General features: G+C 41.2%; 20 protein-coding genes, 1 tRNA gene, 3 rRNA genes and 1 pseudogene. 11 read left to right on the top strand and 14 right to left on the bottom strand.

Annotation, left to right across the window (positions count from 1 at the left end):
- Positions 1–335: 335 nt before the first annotated feature.
- The 5 genes from rrf to ANA_RS18550 form a co-directional block, all read right to left on the bottom strand.
- A 5S ribosomal RNA gene (rrf, locus tag ANA_RS18570) occupies positions 336–453 on the bottom strand.
- A 163-nt stretch (positions 454–616) separates the two neighbouring features.
- Positions 617–3448: ribosomal RNA gene (locus ANA_RS18565) — 23S ribosomal RNA — on the bottom strand.
- A gap of 274 nt (positions 3449–3722) precedes the next feature.
- A 16S ribosomal RNA gene (locus ANA_RS18560) occupies positions 3723–5211 on the bottom strand.
- The 16S, 23S and 5S rRNA genes sit together here, the layout of an rRNA operon.
- 280 nt (positions 5212–5491) lie before the next feature.
- Positions 5492–6163, bottom strand: a complete 672-nt coding sequence (gene tsaB, locus ANA_RS18555) for a tRNA (adenosine(37)-N6)-threonylcarbamoyltransferase complex dimerization subunit type 1 TsaB (RefSeq protein ID WP_015081550.1) — start codon at positions 6161–6163, stop codon at positions 5492–5494.
- 131 nt (positions 6164–6294) lie between these two features.
- On the bottom strand, positions 6295–6543 hold the full coding sequence (locus tag ANA_RS18550) for a Ycf34 family protein (protein ID WP_015081549.1): 249 nt from the start codon (positions 6541–6543) through the stop codon (positions 6295–6297).
- Between the two features lie 86 nt (positions 6544–6629).
- Between ANA_RS18550 and ANA_RS18545 the strand changes: the two genes are divergently transcribed.
- From ANA_RS18545 to ANA_RS18530, 5 genes are all read left to right on the top strand, one after another.
- Complete coding sequence (locus tag ANA_RS18545; protein ID WP_041458547.1) at positions 6630–7901, top strand: CCA tRNA nucleotidyltransferase; 1272 nt, start codon at positions 6630–6632, stop codon at positions 7899–7901.
- Between the two features lie 47 nt (positions 7902–7948).
- Complete coding sequence (locus ANA_RS18540) at positions 7949–8746, top strand: Tab2/Atab2 family RNA-binding protein (RefSeq protein WP_015081547.1); 798 nt, start codon at positions 7949–7951, stop codon at positions 8744–8746.
- A gap of 99 nt (positions 8747–8845) precedes the next feature.
- Positions 8846–9088: a hypothetical protein gene (locus ANA_RS26175; protein WP_148279086.1), complete on the top strand. Its 243-nt coding sequence runs from the start codon at positions 8846–8848 to the stop codon at positions 9086–9088.
- 210 nt (positions 9089–9298) lie between these two features.
- Positions 9299–10873 (top strand): group II intron reverse transcriptase/maturase, encoded by a 1575-nt coding sequence (locus ANA_RS18535; RefSeq protein WP_015081546.1) that lies wholly within the window; start codon positions 9299–9301, stop codon positions 10871–10873.
- A gap of 328 nt (positions 10874–11201) precedes the next feature.
- A complete protein-coding gene (locus ANA_RS18530) occupies positions 11202–11963 on the top strand; it encodes a metallophosphoesterase family protein (RefSeq protein WP_015081545.1) in 762 nt (253 codons plus the stop codon).
- On the opposite strand, the gene ANA_RS18525 is transcribed toward ANA_RS18530, so the two are convergent.
- On the bottom strand, positions 11964–12827 hold the full coding sequence (locus tag ANA_RS18525; protein WP_015081544.1) for a M48 family metallopeptidase: 864 nt from the start codon (positions 12825–12827) through the stop codon (positions 11964–11966).
- A 285-nt stretch (positions 12828–13112) separates the two neighbouring features.
- Between ANA_RS18525 and ANA_RS18520 the strand changes: the two genes are divergently transcribed.
- Positions 13113–13646 (top strand): DUF4330 domain-containing protein, encoded by a 534-nt coding sequence (locus ANA_RS18520; protein WP_015081543.1) that lies wholly within the window; start codon positions 13113–13115, stop codon positions 13644–13646.
- 92 nt (positions 13647–13738) lie between these two features.
- Positions 13739–14494 carry an armadillo-type fold-containing protein gene (locus ANA_RS18515; RefSeq protein WP_015081542.1) on the top strand — a complete coding sequence of 252 codons (756 nt, stop codon included), beginning with the start codon at positions 13739–13741 and terminating at the stop codon, positions 14492–14494.
- 1 nt (position 14495) lies between these two features.
- Here the strand turns inward: ANA_RS18515 and ANA_RS18510 are convergent, their stop codons facing one another.
- Positions 14496–15182 carry a glycoside hydrolase family 24 protein gene (locus tag ANA_RS18510; RefSeq protein WP_015081541.1) on the bottom strand — a complete coding sequence of 229 codons (687 nt, stop codon included), beginning with the start codon at positions 15180–15182 and terminating at the stop codon, positions 14496–14498.
- Positions 15183–15533: 351 nt separating this feature from the next.
- On the opposite strand from ANA_RS18510, the gene ANA_RS18505 reads away from it, so the two are divergent.
- A complete protein-coding gene (locus ANA_RS18505) occupies positions 15534–16151 on the top strand; it encodes a DUF1997 domain-containing protein (RefSeq protein ID WP_015081540.1) in 618 nt (205 codons plus the stop codon).
- A 75-nt stretch (positions 16152–16226) separates the two neighbouring features.
- On the opposite strand, the gene ANA_RS18500 is transcribed toward ANA_RS18505, so the two are convergent.
- On the bottom strand, positions 16227–16697 hold the full coding sequence (locus tag ANA_RS18500; RefSeq protein WP_015081539.1) for a DUF4079 domain-containing protein: 471 nt from the start codon (positions 16695–16697) through the stop codon (positions 16227–16229).
- Between the two features lie 135 nt (positions 16698–16832).
- Here ANA_RS18500 and ANA_RS18495 point away from each other — a divergent pair, with 135 nt between their 5' ends.
- A complete protein-coding gene (locus ANA_RS18495) occupies positions 16833–18116 on the top strand; it encodes an ankyrin repeat domain-containing protein (protein ID WP_015081538.1) in 1284 nt (427 codons plus the stop codon).
- Between the two features lie 10 nt (positions 18117–18126).
- Here the strand turns inward: ANA_RS18495 and queD are convergent, their stop codons facing one another.
- Together queD and ANA_RS18485 are read right to left on the bottom strand one after the other, a co-directional pair.
- Positions 18127–18591 carry a 6-carboxytetrahydropterin synthase QueD gene (gene queD / locus ANA_RS18490; RefSeq protein ID WP_015081537.1) on the bottom strand — a complete coding sequence of 155 codons (465 nt, stop codon included), beginning with the start codon at positions 18589–18591 and terminating at the stop codon, positions 18127–18129.
- Positions 18588–19214, bottom strand: coding sequence for a 7-carboxy-7-deazaguanine synthase QueE (locus tag ANA_RS18485; protein ID WP_015081536.1), 627 nt, complete (start codon positions 19212–19214; stop codon positions 18588–18590). Before ANA_RS18485 ends, queD begins: the two co-directional genes overlap by 4 nt.
- A 711-nt stretch (positions 19215–19925) precedes the next feature.
- Here ANA_RS18485 and ANA_RS18480 point away from each other — a divergent pair.
- A pseudogene (locus tag ANA_RS18480) lies at positions 19926–20162 on the top strand (type I restriction-modification enzyme R subunit C-terminal domain-containing protein); the annotation flags it as partial.
- A 52-nt stretch (positions 20163–20214) separates the two neighbouring features.
- Positions 20215–20865 carry a hypothetical protein gene (locus tag ANA_RS18475; protein ID WP_015081535.1) on the top strand — a complete coding sequence of 217 codons (651 nt, stop codon included), beginning with the start codon at positions 20215–20217 and terminating at the stop codon, positions 20863–20865.
- Positions 20866–21144: 279 nt separating this feature from the next.
- Here ANA_RS18475 and ANA_RS18470 read toward each other — a convergent pair.
- The 4 genes from ANA_RS18470 to ANA_RS18455 form a co-directional block, all read right to left on the bottom strand.
- Positions 21145–21218 (bottom strand) — tRNA-Val (locus ANA_RS18470).
- Positions 21219–21288: 70 nt separating this feature from the next.
- Positions 21289–22068, bottom strand: a complete 780-nt coding sequence (locus ANA_RS18465) for a photosystem II S4 domain protein (protein WP_015081534.1) — start codon at positions 22066–22068, stop codon at positions 21289–21291.
- 123 nt (positions 22069–22191) lie between these two features.
- Complete coding sequence (locus tag ANA_RS18460; RefSeq protein WP_015081533.1) at positions 22192–22692, bottom strand: hypothetical protein; 501 nt, start codon at positions 22690–22692, stop codon at positions 22192–22194.
- An 18-nt stretch (positions 22693–22710) separates the two neighbouring features.
- On the bottom strand, positions 22711–23094 hold the full coding sequence (locus tag ANA_RS18455) for a hypothetical protein (RefSeq protein WP_015081532.1): 384 nt from the start codon (positions 23092–23094) through the stop codon (positions 22711–22713).
- Between the last annotated feature and the right edge of the window lie 298 nt (positions 23095–23392).

Here is a 23392-nt window from a genome sequence, read left to right as displayed (position 1 = left end):
AAATTAAGCGATCGCTGTTTAATTACACAACAAAAATCTTGTTTTCAAATAAATGAACTTATCAAAACATATTTAATTCAGACTGAGTTCGTAGTTGGACTTTAACCCTAGCCCTTTCAAGCTAGCCCTTTCAAGATGGTGAAATTTGGAACGACAATTGGTTGTTTTAAGCTTCGCAAAACCGAAAATATGACCGAAAGATTCAAGATGGTAGTAATGAAACAACGTATTTCCGTTAGTCACCTTGAAAGGGCTAGACTTTAACTCCTAGAAAAAACGCCAAAAATAAACTCCCTCGATAGTCAACTAAAGAGAGAGTTTTTTGTAAATAATAAACCTGGCATCGAGCTATTTTCACGGAGGGCTACCCCTCAACTATCGTCGCCGCAGCAGCGTTTCACCTCTGAGTTCGGGAAGGGATCAGTGTGGTTCCACCGCGCCATAGACACCAGGAAACAATTAAAAATTAAAAATTCAGAATTAAAAATTAATTACCGATTTTTAACTTAGGGTATTCACAACCCTGAAGACTGCAAAAAGAACGAGAATCAGCAGTGATAATTAACCACCAAAAACCTTCATTTTTAATTTTTAATTATCAATTTTTAATTGAATAGAGGTCAAGCCCTCGGTCTATTAGTACCCCTCAGCTTCATACATTACTGCACTTCCACTTAGAGCCTATTAACGGGTGTTCTGCCCGTGACCTTACCTACAAATTGTAGTGAGAGTACTCATCTTGAGGTGGGCTTCCCACTTAGATGCTTTCAGCGGTTATCCTCTCCGCACTTGGCTACCCAGCGTTTACTGTTGGTACAATAACTGGTACACCAGCGGTGCGTTCCTCCCGGTCCTCTCGTACTAAGGAGGACTCCTCTCAATACTCTTGCGCCTGCACCGGATATGGACCGAACTGTCTCACGACGTTCTGAACCCAGCTCACGTACCGCTTTAATGGGCGAACAGCCCAACCCTTGGGACGTACTTCCGCCCCAGGTTGCGATGAGCCGACATCGAGGTGCCAAACCTCCCCGTCGATGTGGACTCTTGGGGGAGATCAGCCTGTTATCCCTAGAGTAACTTTTATCCGTTGAGCGACGGCCATTCCACTCTGCGCCGTCGGATCACTAAAGCCTACTTTCGTACCTGCTCGACTTGTCAGTCTTGCAGTCAAGCTCCCTTTTGCTTTTACACTCGTCGCACGGTTTCCAAGCGTGCTGAGGGAACCTTTGCGCGCCTCCGTTACTTTTTAGGAGGCGACCGCCCCAGTCAAACTGCCCACCTGAAACTGTTCCCCAACCGGCTGACGGTCGTGGGTTAGAATTCTAGCTTCGCCAGAGTGGTATCTCACCGTTAGCTCCCTATTCCCCAAAAGGAATAGTTCACCGCTTCCCACCTATCCTGCGCAAGCGAAGCCCGAACACAATTCCAGGCTACAGTAAAGCTTCATAGGGTCTTTCTGTCCAGGTGCAGGCAGTCCGTATCTTCACAGACATTCCTATTTCGCCGAGTCTCTCTCTGAGACACCATCCAGATCGTTACGCCTTTCGTGCGGGTCGGAACTTACCCGACAAGGAATTTCGCTACCTTAGGACCGTTATAGTTACGGCCGCCGTTCACCGGGGCTTCAGTCGCCAGCTTTACTTTCGCTGACCAGCTTCCTTAACCTTCCGGCACTGGGCAGGCGTCAGCCCCCATACGTCCTCTTGCGAGTTGGCGGAGACCTGTGTTTTTGGTAAACAGTCGCCTGGATCTCTTCACTGCGACCCACGTCTGAGGTGGGCACCCCTTCTCCCGAAGTTACGGGGCCATTTTGCCGAGTTCCTTAGAGAGAGTTATCTCGCGCCCCTTGGTATTCTCAACCTCCCTACCTGTGTCGGTTTCGGGTACGGGTGTTCTATCTTCATCACATAGCGAGCTTTTCTTGGCACTATCTTTCACCACTCGGAGTTCGTAAACTCCTCCCAAACCAATCAGGGTATGGCTATCTCTTATGCGTCCCTCTCTATGCTCCCACAGAACAGTAAGTGACTATTGACACTTTGTCCATCGACTACGCCCTTCGGCCTCGCCTTAGGTCCCGACTAACCCAGAGTGGACGAACCTGGCTCTGGAACCCTTAGGGTTTCGGGGTGTATGATTCTCACATACATTTGCGCTACTCAAGCCGACATTCTCACTTCCGTTTCGTCCACAGCTGCTCGCCGCTACTGCTTCAACCTACGACGGAACGCTCCCCTACCGATTAATAATTTAATATCAATCCCACAGCTTCGGTACATCGCTTAGCCCCGTTCATTTTCGGCGCAAGATCGCTTGACTAGTGAGCTATTACGCACTCTTTCAAGGGTGGCTGCTTCTAGGCAAACCTCCTAGTTGTCTAGGCAATCTCACCTCCTTTATCACTTAGCGATGATTTGGGGACCTTAGCTGGTGGTCTGGGCTGTTTCCCTCTTGACAATGAAGCTTATCCCCCACTGTCTCACTGGCAATGTCTTCTTCTGGGTATTCTGAGTTTGTCTCGATTTGGTACCGGTCTCCCAGCCCGCACCGAAACAGTGCTTTACCCCCCAAATTTAACCATTACCGCTGCGCCTCAACACATTTCGGGGAGAACCAGCTAGCTCCTGGTTCGATTGGTATTTCACCCCTAACCACACCTCATCCGCTGATTTTTCAACATCAGTCGGTTCGGACCTCCACTTGGTGTTACCCAAGCTTCATCCTGGACATGGTTAGATCACCAGGGTTCGGGTCTATAAACACTGATTTATCGCCCTGTTCAGACTCGGTTTCCCTTTGGCTCCAGCATTCTCGCTTTAACCTACCAGTGCCTATAAGTCGCCGGCTCATTCTTCAACAGGCACGCGGTCATCCGTTAAATCGGACTCCCACTGCTTGTAAGCTTATGGTTTCATGTTCTATTTCACTCCCCTTCCGGGGTTCTTTTCACCTTTCCCTCGCGGTACTTGTTCACTATCGGTCACACAGTAGTATTTAGCCTTACGAGGTGGTCCTCGCTGATTCACATGGAATTCCTCGTGCTCCATGCTACTCGGGATTCAGCTACTATCCTTTGACTTTCAACTACGGGACTTTCACCCCCTCTGGTACAGTATTTAGCTGTTTCGTTTAGTCTCTAGATTCGATCTCGCTGTCCCACGACCCCAGAAGATAAATCCTCTGGTTTAGGCTCTTCCCCTTTCGCTCACCACTACTGAGGGAATCTCTAGTTTGATTTCTCTTCCTCCAGCTACTAAGATGTTTCAGTTCGCTGGGTTGGCTCTTTCCTGTCTATATATTCAACAGGTAGTACATAGGGTTGCCCCATTCGGACATTTCCGGCTCAAAGTTTGCTTCCAACTCCCCGGAACATTTCGTCGGTAACCACGTCCTTCATCGCCTCTGTGTGCCTAGGTATCCACCATTAGCCCTTATTAACTTGACCACATTTCTTTTTGTCTGCTTTCACGAAACAAGTTCATGTCTGTGTCCGCCTGCTAATTCTCGTTCTCTTATGCAGTTTTCAAGGTTCTGGCTGGAATTTAACCCAGCAGTCTAACTATTATTGTTAGGTGCTGACTTTGATTTGTGTTTTTAAACTAAGGCAAATAATACTTTGAAAGATTTATCCCAATCTCGACCGACCTAGGTTAGACCAATTTAGGCTCTATTAGCAATTTTCATTGCTGTCGAAATTCTAAATGGATTAGGTCTCCCTAAAAGGAGGTGATCCAGCCACACCTTCCGGTACGGCTACCTTGTTACGACTTCACCCCAGTCATCAGTCCTACCTTAGGCATCCCCCTCCAAAAGGTTGGGGTAACGACTTCGGGCGTGACCAACTTCCATGGTGTGACGGGCGGTGTGTACAAGGCCCGGGAACGAATTCACTGCAGTATGCTGACCTGCAATTACTAGCGATTCCTCCTTCACGAAGGCGAGTTGCAGCCTTCGATCTGAACTGAGCTCCGGTTTATGAGATTCGCATCACATCGCTGTGTAGCTGCCCTTTGTCCGGAGCATTGTAGTACGTGTGTAGCCCAAGACGTAAGGGGCATGCTGACTTGACGTCATCCCCACCTTCCTCCGGTTTGTCACCGGCAGTCTCTCTAGAGTGCCCAACTTAATGCTGGCAACTAAAAACGAGGGTTGCGCTCGTTGCGGGACTTAACCCAACATCTCACGACACGAGCTGACGACAGCCATGCACCACCTGTGTTCACGCTCCCTAAGGCACTCCCAATTTTCGCCGGGATTCGTGACATGTCAAGCCTTGGTAAGGTTCTTCGCGTTGCATCGAATTAAACCACATACTCCACCGCTTGTGCGGGCCCCCGTCAATTCCTTTGAGTTTCACAGTTGCCTGCGTACTCCCCAGGCGGGATACTTAACGCGTTAGCTACGGTACAGCTCGGGTCGATACGAGCTACACCTAGTATCCATCGTTTACGGCTAGGACTACTGGGGTATCTAATCCCATTCGCTCCCCTAGCTTTCGTCCCTCAGTGTCAGTTTTGGCCTAGCAGAGCGCCTTCGCCACCGGTGTTCTTCCTGATATCTACGCATTTCACCGCTACACCAGGAATTCCCTCTGCCCCGACCATACTCTAGCTTTGTAGTTTCCACTGCTTTGATTTGGTTGAGCCAAACTCTTTAACAGCAGACATACAATGCCACCTGCGGACCCTTTACGCCCAATCATTCCGGATAACGCTTGCATCCTCCGTATTACCGCGGCTGCTGGCACGGAGTTAGCCGATGCTTATTCCTCAGGTACCGTCATTTTTTTCTTCCCTGAGAAAAGAGGTTTACAACCCAAGAGCCTTCCTCCCTCACGCGGTATTGCTCCGTCAGGCTTTCGCCCATTGCGGAAAATTCCCCACTGCTGCCTCCCGTAGGAGTCTGGGCCGTGTCTCAGTCCCAGTGTGGCTGATCATCCTCTCAGACCAGCTACTGATCGTCGCCTTGGTAGGCTCTTACCCCACCAACTAGCTAATCAGACGCAAGCTCTTCTTCAGGCAGCAAGCCTTTCACCTCTCGGCACATTCGGTATTAGCCACCGTTTCCAGTGGTTGTCCCCAACCTGAAGGTAGATTCTTACGCGTTACTCACCCGTCCGCCACTAAATCCCTAAAGATTCCGTTCGACTTGCATGTGTTAAGCATACCGCCAGCGTTCATCCTGAGCCAGGATCAAACTCTCCATTTTGTTTCTTTCGAGTTTGTTGGCTCCGAAATTAATTAAAATCTCGAATCCTCTTTAAATTATCTTGACGACGAGGATTGGTTTAATCTATTCTTTCAAAGTATTATTTTTTCTCGGTTCAGTTGCCGTGAGTTGTTTTATCTCCCCGGCACTTAACTAATATAGCAATCCTTCCTTTTCCTGTCAAGGGGGTTGGGAAAATATTTTTTTGGGAGGGGAAATTTAATGCTTATTTTTAGCTATAAGCTTTATTTGGTAAGGATTAGGAGGATTTCGATAATCATCAAATATCTACAGGATGTTGTCCATAATAAGGAAGAGCCTCAGACCAATGGGGATTTTTACCGTGCTGCCAATCTAAATATGCTAATTCCAAAATACTGTTAACGGTGGCTGCTAACTGGGATGTGGCGGAAATTAATTGATAACTTGTATGCTCAGAAGATTGGACTGCTAGGGTTTCTTGCCATGCGGTTGGGGTGAATACTGTATCTGGTAATAGAGCAGTAATGCCAGAATTATCAGGGTTGGGTTGATAAACAGCACCAAAAACTTGTCCCCTCTGTGCTGGCATTTCTACGGCAATTATTGGCTGTTGGCAATTTTTTTGGGCTTTATGGGCTTGCCAAGCTAATGCGGCTAGGGTGGAAACTGTAAATACTGGAATGTTTAGCTGTTGTGCTAGTGTCCGCGCGGTGACAACTCCGATGCGAGTTCCTGTAAAACCACCAGGACCTTGGGCTACGGCGATAAATTCTAGGTCTGCCCAGGTTCGTGGTTTAATCACTTCAATTAGGTATTTATGGATATGACTGGATAAGTCACGTCCTAAGTTCCAAACTTGAGATTGGGGATAATCTGTAAAGTTGCTAATTGCTAAACCGAGTTCTGGTGTGGTGGTATGCAATGCTAAGGCGTATTTATCCGGTGAGAGATGTTTAATTATCTTTGTCAAGGTAAATGCAAATATATTTTTCTGATAAATAATACAGCAGAATTAAGGATTGGAGGGGAAAACATGAATAAGAATTGGTGTTGCTGATTTCGAGTGTGAATATTCAGCAACATTTCAGAAACTACTCTCAGTTATGTCGGGACTAATTCACCTGGACGTAATTTGGACCATTTACCTATTTCTGATTTGAAGCTGAGACAACCAACAACGTCCCATTCCATTTCAATGATTTCGCCTTGTGTGCGAATATTGACGTTGATGGAGGGTTCGTTGGGGTCAAAATCTGGTGTTTCTGTCAGGTGTGGCTGTTGGTGCTGGGTTTCTACGGCGTTGTAGGTGACGCAGCGGTCTACATAGTGGCAATTCACGCAAATACACATAATAGAACCAACTTTGGGAAGCTTTATAGTTAATGTAGCTTAATGCAAAATAATCGGCATTGGTTACTAGGTTGATTTTTATGATCATGGATGAATTAGTTGTTTCTCGTCTCGCTGCCAAAAATTGGCCTTTTAGTCTGGAATATTTGCCACAACCTGTTTATATGGTGGGTGGTGCGGTGCGTGATGCGATTTTGGGTAGGGTGCGGGAATATGTGGATTTAGATTTTATTATCCCAGCGGATGCGGTGAAGGTAGCGAGAAAGATTGCTCAACGTTATCAAGCTGGTTTTGTGTTACTTGATGCCGAAAGACAAATTGCCCGTGTGGTGTTTCCTCATGCTACGGCTGATTTTGCTCAACAGGAGGGAGAAAGTTTAATTACGGATTTGCATAGAAGGGATTTTACTATTAATGCGATCGCTTATAATCCCCATACTCAAGAAATTATTGATCCTCTGGAAGGATTTAAGGATATAGAATCTAGTCTATTAAGAATGATATCACCTGTAAATCTGCAAAATGATCCTTTGCGGTTAATGCGGGCTTATCGTCAAGCTGCCCAACTTGGTTTTACTATTGAACCAGCTACTCAAGAGACAATTCGCAGTTTAGCAAAAAGTATTAATCAAGTGGCAGCGGAACGAGTACGGGTAGAAATTGGTTATTTGTTGGCAAATTCTCAAGGGACATTTTGGCTAAATGCTGCTTGGAAAGATGGTGTTTTGACTAGTTTCTTTAAAAACGCGACTGAGGAAAGTTTTATTAAGTTAACTGCTGTTGATCAAGCTTATACTTTAATTAGTGAAAATTGGCAACAACTAGGAGAAGAATTAGCAAATTATGTACGGGAGACTGTGAAAACTTCTTGGTTAGCTACTGCTAAACTTGCTTGTCTGGTTGACTCAAAGCCAGAAATTGCCGAAATCGAATTACAGGAACTTACCTATAGTCGGGCAGAAATTCGGGCTGTGACAACGGGATTAAGACTATTTTCGGAAATAAAAGCGGTAAAGATGCCTTTGCGAAAACAGTATTTTTTGTTTCGGGAAATGGGAAGTTTATTTCCGGCTGTCTTGGTATTAGCTTTAGCAAATGATATTGTAGCTAAGGGAATGTTTGAAGAAAGTATGTTTGTTACTTATGAACCTTTAATCAAGCGTTATCTTGACAAAAACGATGCAGTTGCTCATCCTATTCCTTTACTCAATGGTAAAGACATGATGATGGCGTTAAACATTCCCGCTTCACCATTGATAGGTGAATTATTAATGGAGGTTGGTGTTGCTCAAGCTGAGGGGAAAATTTCTACAGTAGAAGCAGCGATAGAATTTGCCAGGAATTTAGTTAAAAAGTAAACTTGCTAAATTCGGTTTTGAGTTATTTAATTTTTATGGAGTAGGGAATGAGTCTGATTTGGCAAGCTGATTTTTATCGTATTCCGCTACAAAATGTTGAAGAGCAAATATTATGGGAATTATTAGTCTGTGATCCAACTCGCAGTTTTGAATTTACAGCCAGTTGTCCCCAATCCCAGGCTAATTCTACTTGGGTCGCCCAACAATTACAATTAGCTGGTCAGGAAAAGTTACCAGATGTAATTCAAGTATTTCGTCCTCAGTCTTTAAGTTTAATCACAACTGCGGGAAATAATCTAGGTATTTATGTTGAAGCTACTCGGAGAACTTTAGCGTTAAAACAGTGGTTAACAGCGAAACAATATCCTGTAATTGTAGATAAACTACCTCCATTACCATTACCGGAAAATCTCTGGGGGGAAGAATGGCGGTTTGCGACGATTCCATCTGGTGATATTGTGGATGAGTTTACAGAACGACCAATTCCTTTTTTGCAAATACCAGATTTTCTCAAACCAATTAATCTGGGTTTAGCTTCAACAGTACCTATCCCTGGTGTAGTGATTTACGGTGGACGAAAATCTATGCGTTTAGCGCAGTGGTTAAAGGAAAGTAATCCTGTATCATTAAACTATATTGGTGGTGCGCCTGATGGGTTGGTATTAGAAGCTGGTTTGCTAGATAGGTGGGTTTTGGCGACTTTTACAGATGAGGAAGTTACTGCTGCTGGGAAGTTATATCAAGAGCGAAAACAGCTAAGTCAGGGATTGCATTTTTTATTGGTGCAACCAGATGATTCGGGAATGACTTATAGTGGTTTGTGGTTATTGCAAGATGAAGATTAGTGCGATTCGTTGTTAGTTGAATCACGGTATCCAGCCCGTACATAAGCTAACCAACCCAATCCAATCATGGAAAAAGGTTGAACTCTCGGTCTGATATGGGTGAAAGTCCCATCTACCAGACTCAGGTATGAATCCCTACCTGCCCACGATGACCCGACTCGGTTTCGGGAGGTCGAAGCTCTTAACTGGGCGCAATCAGACATCCGTTGTGGGGTGACACTGGTGCTAACGGGGAGTTCCCATGGTGAAACAGAGCCTAAAAAAAGCAACTTACATCTAAGCAGGACACAACAACAACACCTGACTTCATTGGAGTTAATTCCCGCCGAACGTTTAAGCTAGTATCGGCAAGAGTCTAGGGAATCCGGCAGTTGAATTGGCTACACCTAACGGAACGAACAATCAACCGAGGGAACGAATAAAAACGGGTTGAGGGTCTAAGGGCGGATTCGTTCCCTAAGTAGGCTGGACGAGCAGCGGAACTCCCTCAATTCGGGTAGGACAGACCGTAATTGGTCTGAGGTGTTCAGAATACACAGACTGGAGCAGAGCATGATTAGACACAGAGACAACTCTAGTGAATCTTGGAAGACGTTACCCTGGAAGAAATTCCGCCGTAACTTATTCCGCCTACAAAAGCGCGTGTATAAAGCGGTTCAAGTTGGAGACAAGCGTAAAGCAAAGTCCCTACAAAAGCTGATTCTGAAATCAACCGCAGCGAGATTACTGGCTATCCGTCAAGTAACACAGCTAAATACTGGGAAAAAGACCGCAGGAATAGACGGGAAAACCGCGCTCACATTTGAACAAAGGTTTCAATTGAGTGAAAAGCTCAAAACCGAATGTAACGACTGGAAACACCAGGGATTACGTGAAATACCCATCCCTAAAAAGGACGGCAAAACCCGGATTCTCAAAGTCCCCACTATTGCAGATAGGGCGTATCAATGCCTTGTTAAATACGCATTAGAACCAGCCCACGAGGCAACTTTCCACGCCAGGAGCTACGGTTTTAGGACAGGACGTTCAGCCCATGACGCACAGAAAGTCTTGTTCAATAATCTAAACTCAAAAGCCAACGGAATAGATAAAAGGGTTATAGAACTCGATATCGAAAAATGTTTCGACCGGATAAATCACACCGCCATCATGGATAAACTCATAGCTCCTTATAGCATAAAACAGGGAATATTCCGCTGTCTCAAAGCCGGAGTTAATCCAGAATTTCCCGAACAAGGAACACCTCAAGGGGGTGTGGTAAGTCCACTTTTAGCTAACATCGCTTTGAATGGGATTGAAAGTATTCATAGATATCATGCGATGTCTAACTACAGAATTACAGACAAAACCTCAAAGGAGAGTATTGTTGAACCAACAATCCGTTATGCGGATGACATGGTGATAATACTCAGACCCCAAGACGATGCCACAGAAATACTTGACAAAATCAGTCAGTTCCTAGCAGAACGGGGAATGAAAGTCAGTGAGAAAAAGACAAAGCTAACCGCCGCGACAGATGGGTTCGATTTCCTCGGCTGGCACTTTAAAGTCCAGAAAAACGGAAAGTTCAGATGCGTCCCATCAGTGGACAATTATAAAACTTTTCGCAAGAAAGTAAAATTCATCGTCAACAACTCGAATTATGGTGCTACCACAAAGGCTGAGAAATTAGCCCCTGTAGTTAGAGGCTGGAGGAATTACCACCGCTTCTGCAAGATGGACGGGTCGCGTAACTCGCTATACCACATCGAAACAAGAGCATTCAAGGTATTCAATAAGGAAACCAAGCAAAACCGCTACACTAGCAAGAAATTACTAGATAAGGCGTTTCCATCAGTTCCTTATTCCGAACATAAACACATCAATGTCAAAGGAGAGAAATCACCCTACGACGGAGATTTGAGCTACTGGAGCGAGCGTAACAGCAAGCTCTATGACAATCATACCTCTAAAGCCCTCAAACGGCAAAACCATAAATGTGGTCATTGTGGGTTAAAAATGCTCAGTGACGAGAAGGTACATTTACATCATATAGATGGAAACCACCAAAACTGGAAAACTAAAAACCTTCTAGCTATTCACGAAAGTTGCCACGATTATATTCATAAGAGCAAAAGCGAAAGCTAAGAACATCGGGAGCCGTGTACACGGAAACGGGTACGCACGGATCTAACTGAGAGGGGCGGGAAATAATATTCCCCCTCGACTCAACCAAAACTGATGCTTGTTATATTTTGTTACCGAGAACGAGCCTACTTAAGCATGAAAATTTGTGTATGATAGGAGTCTTGGGTGTTAGTAATTATTTATATGGGAACTTGGCAAGTTAACCAAATGTCTACATAATTATTAAAGAAATCATAACTTAGTCAAGTTTTCTTGACCTTTTAAACGAAAATTAGACCAATCAAAGTTTAGTCGAAATATTCAGCTAATTCATTTAAGCTAGAAGCAAATGAGCGAAATTAGTCAACGCAGGGTTGTTATTGGTGATGTGCATGGACACTATGAATGTTTGATGTTGCTGTTGGCAAAAATAGCGCCTACATCAGAGGATCAAGTATATTTTTTGGGAGACTTAATTGATCGTGGTCCAAAAAGCGCCCAAGTAGTTGAGTTTGTTAAAGAAAATGATTACCCTTGTTTGCTAGGTAATCATGAGCAGATGTTATTAAATATCATGACTGGTAAGAATACTTCGTCCACAAATATGCAAACGTGGTTATACAGTGGAGGACAGGCTACTATTGCTAGTTACCAATCTGCAACAATTCCTAAACAACATCTGGATTGGTTTGAGAGTTTGCCCACATATTTAGATTTGGGAGATTTTTGGTTAACTCATGCAGGTGTTGATCCAGAAAAGAGTGTCCAAGAACAGACGGCGGAAGAATTATGCTGGATTAGGGATGAGTTTCATCGGATAGAGAAACCATATTTTGCAGATAAGTTGATTATAGTTGGTCATACTATAACTTTTACTTTACCTGGTGTGGCTCCTGGTAATTTGGCACAGGGCCAGGGCTGGTTAGATATTGATACTGGCGCTTATCATCCCCGTAGTGGTTGGTTGACGGGGCTGGATATTACGAATAAGTTGGTTTATCAGGCCAATGTGTTCAGTAGGGCTGTGCGGACTGTGGCTTGGGAAGAGGTGATGACAATTGTTCAGCCACAAGAGTTCGCAGGTAGCCGCCGTCATAGAAAACGAGCATAATTATGGCAAAAATGCTCTCATTTTGCTTTGATATACCGGATTATCTAAACCATGATTTTGACTACTTGGTTGATTTTTAATCTGATTTTGCAGGGAGATTACGCGATCGCTCGCCCCTGGATGTGTACTTAAAAATGTAGGTACGGAGCTACTTCTTTGTAGCTTTTTCATAAAAGAAACCATTGCTGACTGAGCATAACCAGTGCGGGTTATGTTTGCTAATCCTCTTTTATCAGCATCAAATTCGTCTTGGCGACTGCGGGGAAGATTAAGGGCGAGTTGCACGCCAATTCCTACTGCCTTGCTTTTATCTAAACCGGATACGGTAGCTACACCACTGGCTATAGCTTGTTGTCGCATTTGTTTAATTAAATGTTTGCCTTCGATATGTCCCATTTCATGAGCTAATACACTGGCAAATTCGGCTTCATTGTCTGCTGTTTTTAACAAACCTGTATTCACATAAATAAAACCACCGGCAGTTGCAAAGGCATTAACAGCAGGATCTTCGACTACTTGAAAAGTATAGGGAATATTTGGACGAGTGCTATTAGCTGCTAAACGTCTACCGATTTGTTCAACATAGCTGTTTAGTTGTGAATTACGAGAAATTCTGACTTCTTGCTGTATTTCTTGATTTATTTGCTGCCCAAGATCAACTTCCTGGCGATCGGATATATTAGATAGATTAAATATCTGGGTTACTTGTGGGACTATACGGATCAGATCGCTAAAACCTATAGCTTTACTTGATAATTGTGTACTCAGGCACACAGTTAAAGCAACGCTTACAGAAATGAACGGATACAAACAGCGCCGCTGCCACAAACGATAATTTGTCCAAATTCCTTGCGAGTTAATCATAATCGAGTTATATGAGATTGGTGTGAGAACTTAAAATTAGAGGACGAATTTTCAGTTTACTAAGTTGCATTTTCAACTCCAGATAGGGCAAATAGTCAATTCAAATAACTTACTGCTACTATGACACTGAATCTCCTGCAATCATGATAAACTGTCGCATAACCATAATGTCTAGTTTCTGTCAATTCTGATTCAGTGATCAAGATTGTGGATCATTTGAAAAAACTTGACGGTACAATCAATTACTTAGCTGAAAACTTAACTGCAACTTATCCAAACCTGATTATGGCTATTTTAGATTCTAAAGGTCGCTTGTTCGGTAAAATTAACCTATTAGATTTAGGGGCTGCATTAGTAATTTTGCTAGTGATAGTGGGTATCTTTATTTTCCCTGGTACTTCTGGTTCTGTGGCTCAAGTGGGTGCGAAAACAGTACCCATTGAGGTAGATTTGTTGGTACGTGGACTCAATGTTCGTAATCCTCAACAGTTAGTTAAAGAAGGATTCACAAAAGGTGGTAAAACTAATGTGATTATCCGTAATCAACCCTATGGTCAAATTGGGATTAAATCGGTTGAGCAGTTAGAGAGAACACTGACAATTGGTCAACCAGATGGTTCTGTGAAAGAATTACCAGATCCTAGAAAAATTAACTTTAGTACAGATTTTCTCTTGACTTTAGAAGGACAAGCTACAGTCACTAAAGATGGGCCTGTTCTTGGTAATAGCAAAGTGAAAATTGGAATGCCTTTTGAATTGGAAGGTTTTAACTATAACTTCAATGCGTCTGTAATTGATATTCGATTACAGGATAAATAGCATTATATTTAAGGGTGAAATTCTCCTGATTTCATCCTCAAAATTAGTAAAAACAATACATTTATAATTTTGTAATTAAGTGGGTAAATACTGTGGCACAGGCTTCGTCGTCTTGGAAACAATTCATCAATCAAATTTCAGAAATTAAGACAGCAAGCCAAAAACAGCAGATTTTTAAACATTTTTATGAACCTGGTGTTTTGCTGGGATTGTTAACAATTATTGTGGCTATGCTGCTGTGGAGTTGGCAATTACTATTAGCTGTTATTGTTGGCATTGGGAGCATGGTATTTACTTACTCAGTGCAAAAATGGAATTGGCAATTGCGCTGGCTAGAAATACGCAAGTTAATGAGTAGCACTAACAGTCGGTTAGCTTATTCTGTTGCTAGTGGTGGGATTGCGACTGTGATAACTTATATGGCTTCGGCAATTTGGGTTGATGCTCCTAGTCATTGGTTGGCGGCTGGTGCTATTGTGCAAGGAATGGGAACGCTATTAACTTTAATTTTGCTGGTGTGGCAAATATTCAGTTTTCAAGGAAATCGAGAAGAAGATTATCTTGATCAATTGTTAAATAATTTAACGGAAAAGGATTCTTTAAAACGTTTACTTTCCATACGTCAACTCAATAAACTGATTACCCGTCAGCGAGTTGATACGGCAATACAACAAGATATCGGGGAATGTTTACAACTGCTACTGAGTCAGGAAAAAGAAGTAATGATTCGGGAAGCAGCTTTAGATTGTTTGCAAAATTTAAATGGGTTGCAAGTGCTAAAACCTATTCAATCAAAGGTATTTATGCCTGTATCAGCAACAGCGAAGAATAAAATTCTTGTAGATTGATCTAATTTTCCGATTTTGTCCTTTTGATTTCGGGATTTTGCTTTAATTCTTCTGTTAAGATTTGCTGATAAATCTTGGGTAAGGAACTACTAACAGAATTATTTTCTATCCCGTACCCCAAACTTGTCCATGTGGGAGAAAGTTTCCGCAAAACGTCATTTAATTTTTGTTGCTGTAATAGCTTAGGAATATTTACACCCCAAACTTTTGCATCATTCAACCAACGGTAAACTACTACATCTTGATACTCTGCTTCAAAGCTATAATTAGTCCAAAGCATCATCTTTGCGGGTTTTGGGTGATAACGAGGGGCAATTTGATCCCACGTAGTATTAATAATTTGATATCTACCTGCGGCTGTGGAACAATTACCTGTATTCGGTCCTGTGATGATGGTGACACATTTTTGAGGATGATGGCTGAGATCATTAATTTGTTCACCACCATACAAGAGAGAATAAGGACGATTACCACTAGCTTCGCTGGCAGATATGGTTCGCATTAATGCCCGAATATAAGGATCTCCACCTTTCATGACTAGGGGAGGCTGTTTTCTAGTAAATACGGGTTCGGGAGATAATTGTATATCTCCAAAAATATACCACTGAAATAGGTACACAAAGCCCAAAAGTGAGGCTATGGGAGCAATGAGTTTTTCTACACCTTTAGGTTCAAAGCTTTTCAGAATTCAACTCCTCTCAATTTCTTCTCTTGACTAATTACAAAAACTTACACTTTGCTTTCGGAAAAATTAAAAACTTCAGTAATATTGCTATGATCACCTATTGGCTTATTTAGTTACAATATCAACTATTGGATGACGATTATCAAGAAAGTCATAAAAAGCTAGATATTTTCTAGTTAGTCAATTAGGAATGCTAAGTAGATACATATAAATCTGCCTTGTTGATTTATTTTATGTGAAGTTAATGGCAAATTGTTGAGATTTTCGTAAAAATTGGATTTTAATGGGAAAAAACTTCCCTCAATTGGGAATGATGAATATAGACAAACTTCAAAATATACAAAAAATAAATTTATGGTGACAAACAATAGTGAATATCAATCTTGGAAAGTAGCAGATGATACTGGTTTTAAAAAAGATCATCCAACTCCAACTAAATTTTATGGCAATTATCAAGATAGTATGGAAATGTATGCACCTGTGGAGCAGGTTGAGGAGTATTTTAATACTCATGCTTCCTGGTTTGGCCGTTGTGCAGAACCCATGAAGGTACTCCCGCTAGGGGAAAATAGTTATGCTCTAGCGGTGGGTAAATTTGGTGCTTTTGGTTACGAAGTAGAACCAAAGATTGGCTTGGAGTTGCTAAACCCCCAAAATCGTCAATTCCACATTCGGACTATTCCTGTACCTGATTATCAAGCACCTGGTTATGAGGTGGATTACAAATCATCAACACAATTGATAGGTGATTTAGATGGGGTTACACGGGTGGAATGGGAGTTGGATTTGGTTGTTGAGTTGCAGTTTCCCAGATTTATTCAGCGATTACCCTATTCTTTAATTCAGTCTACAGGCGATCGCATCCTTAATCAAATTGTCCGTCAGGTTTCCCATCGTCTCACACACAAGGTACAAAAAGACTTTTATCAATCCTTGGATATACCTTTTCCTCAAAAGAAACAGAAGAAATAGGGAACAGGGAACAGGGAACAGGGAACAGGGAACAGGGAACAGGGAACAGGGAACAAACAACTGACAACTAACAATCTACGCTTTCGTGAGAATTCTTTGGATAATTTCGACACCAGAGAGGGCTTGCCAGATGAAAAGCCCCAAAATAGCAAAATTTAACAATATATGAGTTATCCGCGCCCAATTTGCGCCTTTTTGCATGAAAGGAGATAGGGATGCAGAAAAAGCAATTAAACCCGTCATACTTAATCCAGCTAATAGATGCGGTCCGACAAACAACTTACCATTATTAATGTAGGTAACAGCCATACCACCAATGGAACCGGCTACCATCAGAGCTAACATAATAGAACCAATTTGGTGGTGTTTGATGGTGTAACGCCCTTTAATTAGTTCTTTCTTTTCTTCTCCCTGAGCATTTCTGGTACGCTGTACTTGTAATCCTAAATATGCAGCATACAAGGAAAGTGCTAATAATACCCACATAGTAACTGGGTGAGCAAAGTTCAACCAGAATCTGATTGTTGGAGTCAGTTCAAAAGCCATATTTTTTACTTCCGGTTATTAAATCTTCATAAAACTTAGCATACATTTATTTTTCTTACGTAGAAATTTTTCAATCTTACCAAAGTGTAATCTGGAGTTGGAATCAGTCACATCTACCCAAACAGGACATAACCAATGATAGAAAATAAAAATACCTCGTTGCTGAAGGCTGTGAAAACTGGTGATATTCAAGGAGTATTTGCACTGCTGTCCGCTGGTGCTAAAGTGGATGTTAGCGATGAAAATGGGACTACAGCATTGATGTTTGCGGCGAATTTGGGTTATACAGAAATTGTGCGATCGCTCTTGGATGCCGATGCTAACATTAACTTAACTAGAAAAACCTATAGTTTAACAGCATTAATGCTGGCTGCTAGTGCTAATCAAATAGATGTTGTCAAATTGTTAGTCTCTAAAGGGGCAAATGTCAATGCTACCAATGATGATGGTAGTACCGCATTAATGATAGCAGCACTGAAAGGTTATCTGGAGATTGTGCAAATTTTATTAGCGGCTGGTGCTGATATCAGCATTACCGACAAAGATAATGATACCGCCTTAAAACTGGCAATAAAACACAAACATCCAGCAGTTGTTAAAGCATTATCACAAAATAGCAATATTGTCAATAGCCAAGATTCAGAAGGTGATACAGGATTAATAATTGCGGCAGATTTAAGTTATTTAGAAATAGTACAAGCATTGCTGTCATCTGGGGCTGATGTCAATATCAAAAATGTTGATCATGGAACAGCACTATTAGCAGCCGCAGCAACAGGAAATACTGCTATTATCACCGCTTTATTAGACGCAGGTGCGGAAATTAATCATCAAGATAAAGAAGGTGAAACAGCCTTACATCTTGCGGTTGTGGAAGAATATATAGATGTGGTCAAAATATTACTTCAACGAGGGGCAGATGTGCAAATTAGAAACCATCTGGGAGATACACCTTTATTGATAGCAGCATTCCAGGGATATAGTCAAATAGTAGCCGTTTTACTGGGCGCGGGGGCAGATATGGAAAAGAAAAACTTTGGAGAAGTTGCTCTTACCTTAGCAGTATCCAAAGGGCATTTCTCAACTGTGAAACTATTACTTGAGAATGGTGCAGATATTAATAAATTAGCAGATGATGGTAAAACAGCCTTAGTCAAAGCCATAGCTGCAAACTATCCTGAAATATGCCAATTGTTATTAGCACAAGGAGCAAATGTGAATTTGCAAAACTCGGCTGGCGTAACTGCTTTAATGTGGGCTGTAGTGGAAGGTTATAGTCAAGCCGTGGTAATGTTACTACAAGCTGGAGCGGATGTTGATTTGAAAAATCAGGGTGGTTATACTGCTTTAATGATTGCAGAATTCAATAATTATCGCAGTATTTGGACAATATTAAAACAAGCTGGAGCGCAGGAGTAAAAATTCCAGTTTAGATGATTTTGACACCATCATCATTTTGACGAGATTGCAGTAAATTCAAACTTTCACCAGAATTCAACCAACCAGATATGCGGGTTTTGGAATACAAACAGATAGAAGTGCAAGTTTCATCAATTCTCACTGCTGTTAATCCCGCTAATCCTGCTTGTTCTAATTTTTCATAAATCCAAGCAGCAATTGCTTCGCTGGTTGGTGATTCCAAACCCATAGATTCATTTAAATAATAGTGATCTAAATAATTCTCAAGCAAGGGTTTGAGATATTTTTTAATATCTGAATAGTCCATTACCATACCCTGTTTAGCACCTTTTGTTATTAAGGTATCACCAGCTACATAAACAACTCCACGCCAACTATGTCCATGCAGCCTGGAGCATTTACCATCATGGTAAGGTAATTTATGTGCTGCTTCAAAGCGGAATTCTTTAGCCAGTAGCCACTGATGATTGGTCATTGTACCCCGATATACTTGTGTGTTTGTAAGGATAGTTTATAATCAGGTTTTTGTTGTAATATCTGCAAAATCAGTGGGATTGATTTCGACGAACTGTTCCACTCAGGTTGTAAGTAGACAAGCAAATTAGGGTGAGTAGATAGATGTTCTTGGTAAAAATCAATTTCTCCACCAGTCTCTATGACTATCTTAACTTCGTTAGCTCGACTCCAAAACTGACTTTTTACTGGGTATTTAGGGTTAATATGTTCTTTGGGAGATAGAGTAATCCAAGCTGCTGGGGAAACTGCTTGCCAAAAAGAGCCTGATGTTTCAATGTTAACTCGTTTGTCCGCGGCTAATAAAGCTTGAACTAAGTCAGGTAAATGCTTGTGAATGAATGGTTCTCCGCCAGATATTACCACTCTGGGAGATTTGATTTCCGCTAGAAGTTCAGCTATGGGACGTTCTACTCGTGGTAAATTCGCTCCTGGGTCAGCATAACCAGTATCGCACCAGGGACAACCGACTGGACAACCTGATAAGCGAATAAAGTCTACTAAGCAACCAGTCCAGTATCCTTCTCCCTGAACTGTACTTTGAAAAGTTTCATGAATCGGTAACTTGATTTCTAACAGCGACATTTTTAAAATCCATAACCAATCTAGTTATAAGCTTGCCATATAAAGCTTTATATTTAAAAATACTTAATAAGAGGTTAAAAAAACAACAATTTACAAATTATTAAAAAAAAGAGAAACATCAAGATGAAGTTCTGACACGACAAGGGTAAAAAGAAGTAAATTTACCTTTTACCGTTACCTTGTTTCTGCCTTGATGTTTCCTACTGTGCTAGATGTGGATAATATACATTGTTTGATTTTAGAGAGAAGTATTGGAATTATCACTTTTTATGTAAAAAAACTACTTTAGTTACGAATAAATCTCTCGTAAGTATGATTTTTTGAATATTTTTGGTAGTTTTGAGTAATCATGAAGAAAATATAAAAATTATAATTACTCCTCCTAATTAAAGAGAAAACACCAATTATTAGTTATGATTTGTTACATTACCCTAGCTGGCTAAAGCTAAAAAGCCAGAAGTGTTGAATGTTAACATTTTGAGGATTGTGTCCAAGTTGTGAATTGGTATTGGTGATACCAAATTTGATCAATTAATGACTCTATTCTCAATAGACAATGGATTTTACCTGGGTAAAACGCAAAGATTGTAAAGTTTTATTGCAGGATTCGACACTTGTGCTAAAAAGCATACTAGACTATTACTGTATAGTCAAATACAAACACAGTAATACTCTGCAAAGAAGAATGTACTAAAGGATGCTGTACCTGATTATGAGGATGTGGTAAAGCGTCAGTTTGAGAATTTTATTGCCAAACACCAGTATAATGCGAATCAGGTTAATTTTTTAAAGGCTATGCAAAGTGTGTTTTTACAAAAGCGGAGGTTAGAAGTGGCTGATTTGTATGAGGGGGCTTTGGCTAAGTTTGGGAAAAATGCCGTTGATAGGTTTTTTTCTAATGATGAGGTGGATGATTTGTTGGCGTTTACGGAATTGTTGGCAGCGTAGGTTTAATAGTTATCGGTTTGGATTAGTGCATTAAATAAATTGGATAAAGAATATGGAAAGTAGCACGAAAATTATTACATGGAACGAAGTTGAGTCAGCAGCAGATCAAGTTTTTGATTTATGGATTGATAATTTATCAGAATTAAAATGGGCTAAAGATGCTTGGGAAATTTTAACTACATCTGGATTGACAACCTACTGTAATGAAATAGAACGTCCTGAAAAATTGATATACTTTTTATCACTTGCTGGTATTTACAGAGACTTCTGGTGTTTAGCAGCAGATGAGTGTTGGGAGATTGAATACAAAGAGATAGCTGATAGTTTAGGAATAGGAATTGAGGCATTTAATAAACAACAATTAATTAAGTATATAGACTTAATTCAAGAAGATACAGATATAGAAAATAATTTTTATACTTTCTATAATAGTTGTTTTCAAGAATTAGCTGATGAAAATCGCGAAATTGTCTATTCTTCGCTATTACAAGGTTTTGGTAATGTTTCAGGATTTTTTGTATCTCTTTGGCGTAGTGGACAAAATAATTCAGTTAGCACCCAAACATATTATGATGATGAAGATGATTCTTTTGAAGAAAATAAAGAAATTTACGAATCTGATCAAGATATTCTAAATACAGTAACGCCAGAAAAGTTAAGAGCATTTGAATGGATAGAAGAAGAATGTTATCCATGCCAATAAATATTTTTCTGATGATGAGATGAGTTATTTAGCCAGGGAATAAATTCCCTGTCTAATAGCTAAAGTCGGTTAAAACCGACTAAATAGGGTTTTTATGTTATTGTTTTTTTGATTTGTGGGTAATAATGTAAATTTTATTTTTCACTTAAACCCGATTTTTTGGTAATCTAATTCTAAATTTGAACTAATTGCACCTATTTTTCAACCATCACCTTGCCGTTGTGGCAATCTCAAACTTGAAATCACAAAACTTTAGCGAACAACTTACAGATAAAAATATGGACGGTATTGGACTCGAACCAACGACCCCATCGATGTCAACGATGTACTCTAACCACCTGAGCTAACCGTCCGTAATCAACACAGATCAACAATCTATCATATAAAACATAATCTGTCAATCCCTAAAACCAAAATTTTATCCTACATATATCTAGTCAACTGCACCCGATAGCGATCCTTTTTCGTCACCGCAATTTCCCCAACTTCCAATCGCCCTTTCCCCCGAATAGCGATTAAATCCCCTGTTTTAACATGGGAACTGGCTTGAGTGACTTCCTTCCAATTGACACGCACATCATTAGAGTCAATCAAATCCACCATTTTACTCCGGGACATCCCAAACCCAGCCGAAGCCACCGCATCTAACCGCAAAGAAGCTTCCACAGTCGTCATTTCCTTCTTCTTAGGTTCACGGATTTTTAACTCATTAATCTCAATGCGTCGAGTTTTCACTGGCACAGAACGCACCTGTTGCAAACTCATCTCTAAAAATTCTACTAATTCAGGGACAACAATCACCTGCGCCCCTCTTTCTCCCAATACAATTACATCTCCCGTTTTTTCCCGCACAATTCCTGTTCCCAGCATTGCGCCTAAAAAATCTCGGTGATTTGCGGTATCAAACAAGAAATTACCAGCAATATCTAAAGCCACAATTGCCACTTCAGACTGATCTAATGGTAAATCAGCACGAGCGATCGCTAACCTTTGTCTTTCCGCCTGTGGATATCCACCCCAAGCTACCGAATGCACCTCCGTCAAGCGGCTAAATACCCGTTGAATTTCCGCCAACTCCGGCGGAGACAAAAAATCTGTAAATACCACTTCCCACGTCTTTATAGCCTGATCTGCTTGATCAATTACACGGGCGACAGTATCGCGGTTTTCAACACCTTTTAAAAGTTCTTCTCTAGGTAGCATGAATTTTTAGGAGTCAGGAGTCAGGAGTCAGGAGTCAGGAGTCAGGAGTCAGGAGGAAGAAAGAAGAAAGAAGAAAAAAATTACCCAATTACCAATTACCAATTACCAATTACCAATTACCAATTAATTAGTTTCCGCATAACCTTGAATATTTTCTGGTTCAAACTGGCGTAAAATACGAGTAGCTTGACGAGTCAGATTTTCCGAACCTTGCACCACAATTAAATACTTACCTGCATCTAAACGATTGCGATAGGGTAAAGCATCACCACCACCCTCAAATAAACCCACGCCACCACCTACAAACACACTACCCATGGCACCGCTACCAGCGCCCAAGATGCCGCCTACCACATGATTTCCGATTTCCCCAGCCCAAGCGAAGGTATCTAAACCAGTGATGAGACTGAAGGTAAAACCAGCAAAAAAGCCAAATGGTACTAACCAAATCGCCATTAATTTTACTTGTTTTTTTGCTTGTTCTTTGGGGTCAATTAAACCAAACTCATCAGCACTTTTGTATCCTCTACCGAGAATAGTGCCATTTATGCCTTCTCTTTCTAAAGCTAAATCAGCGGCTTCGGCTTGGATGCGATCTGATAATACAGCAACAAGATAATTCATCAATTTTAAAATTCAGGATTAATGTGACTTTAGCAAATCCAAAGGCTCACAAAAATTATTCACACCTTGTTTAAGAATATAAATTAAAACGGGTGTAGCCAGACTTTTGGGAAAACTCGGTATTGTCCTTAGATGTACTATCATCTCTTGAATTGACCCATTTAACAAGTCTTCTCGATATTCTTGTTCACAAATTGCCGCTCGCCATTTTTTGGCTAAAGCATCTAACCAATCGGAATTAGTTTGTTCTGGTTCTTGTCCAGCCCGAATAGCCAGAGTCATTACCGCATCTTCTAAATCTCCATCGCAATCCTCTATCAAGTCTAATGCTTCCATTGCTTGAGGATCATCTACCAAATGAGAACGAAATTTTGCAATCTCTTGTGATGTAACTTTAGTCATGAGTTTTTGACTAGACCGGGGTTTGAAAACTATTTTACAACATTGGGAATAGTGATAGGTATACTCAACACGGCTTAATTATTTGATTTTGCGGGTAGGGGTAAAGCAAGAGCTTCATTGGTGTCAAATTAGGCTAAAAATGGCTTATTTGTTGGCTGACAAACCCGCCCGGAACTTAAGTTCCGGTCTAAAAGCTAAAGTGCGTTAAAACGCACTCTGAATGTTAGAATAGTCGGTTTTAACCGACTTTAGCTTTTAGACAGGGAATTTATTCCCTGGCTGGCTTTAAGTTGACCCA

Origin of the sequence: Anabaena sp. 90, assembly GCF_000312705.1 — a bacterium.
In the GTDB taxonomy this organism is placed as follows: domain Bacteria; phylum Cyanobacteriota; class Cyanobacteriia; order Cyanobacteriales; family Nostocaceae; genus Dolichospermum; species Dolichospermum lemmermannii.
Note: the sequence above shows the minus strand (reverse complement) of the source record. Positions and strands in the feature narration are given on the sequence as shown.

What these genes read in the sequence shown, in the direction of transcription:
- ANA_RS18540 (WP_015081547.1), top strand. Translation starts at nt 7,949, where the DNA reads ATGAGTCTGATTTGGCAAGCTGATTTTTATCGTATTCCGCTACAAAAT.
- ANA_RS18495 (WP_015081538.1), top strand. Translation starts at nt 16,833, where the DNA reads ATGATAGAAAATAAAAATACCTCGTTGCTGAAGGCTGTGAAAACTGGT.
- ANA_RS18520 (WP_015081543.1), top strand. Translation starts at nt 13,113, where the DNA reads ATGGCTATTTTAGATTCTAAAGGTCGCTTGTTCGGTAAAATTAACCTA.
- queD (WP_015081537.1), bottom strand. Translation starts at nt 18,591, where the DNA reads ATGACCAATCATCAGTGGCTACTGGCTAAAGAATTCCGCTTTGAAGCA.
- ANA_RS18530 (WP_015081545.1), top strand. Translation starts at nt 11,202, where the DNA reads ATGAGCGAAATTAGTCAACGCAGGGTTGTTATTGGTGATGTGCATGGA.
- ANA_RS18525 (WP_015081544.1), bottom strand. Translation starts at nt 12,827, where the DNA reads ATGATTAACTCGCAAGGAATTTGGACAAATTATCGTTTGTGGCAGCGG.
- ANA_RS18485 (WP_015081536.1), bottom strand. Translation starts at nt 19,214, where the DNA reads ATGTCGCTGTTAGAAATCAAGTTACCGATTCATGAAACTTTTCAAAGT.
- ANA_RS18550 (WP_015081549.1), bottom strand. Translation starts at nt 6,543, where the DNA reads ATGTGTATTTGCGTGAATTGCCACTATGTAGACCGCTGCGTCACCTAC.
- ANA_RS18465 (WP_015081534.1), bottom strand. Translation starts at nt 22,068, where the DNA reads ATGCTACCTAGAGAAGAACTTTTAAAAGGTGTTGAAAACCGCGATACT.
- ANA_RS18460 (WP_015081533.1), bottom strand. Translation starts at nt 22,692, where the DNA reads ATGAATTATCTTGTTGCTGTATTATCAGATCGCATCCAAGCCGAAGCC.
- ANA_RS18505 (WP_015081540.1), top strand. Translation starts at nt 15,534, where the DNA reads ATGGTGACAAACAATAGTGAATATCAATCTTGGAAAGTAGCAGATGAT.
- ANA_RS18500 (WP_015081539.1), bottom strand. Translation starts at nt 16,697, where the DNA reads ATGGCTTTTGAACTGACTCCAACAATCAGATTCTGGTTGAACTTTGCT.
- ANA_RS18545 (WP_041458547.1), top strand. Translation starts at nt 6,630, where the DNA reads ATGGATGAATTAGTTGTTTCTCGTCTCGCTGCCAAAAATTGGCCTTTT.
- ANA_RS18475 (WP_015081535.1), top strand. Translation starts at nt 20,215, where the DNA reads ATGGAAAGTAGCACGAAAATTATTACATGGAACGAAGTTGAGTCAGCA.
- ANA_RS18535 (WP_015081546.1), top strand. Translation starts at nt 9,299, where the DNA reads ATGATTAGACACAGAGACAACTCTAGTGAATCTTGGAAGACGTTACCC.
- ANA_RS18455 (WP_015081532.1), bottom strand. Translation starts at nt 23,094, where the DNA reads ATGACTAAAGTTACATCACAAGAGATTGCAAAATTTCGTTCTCATTTG.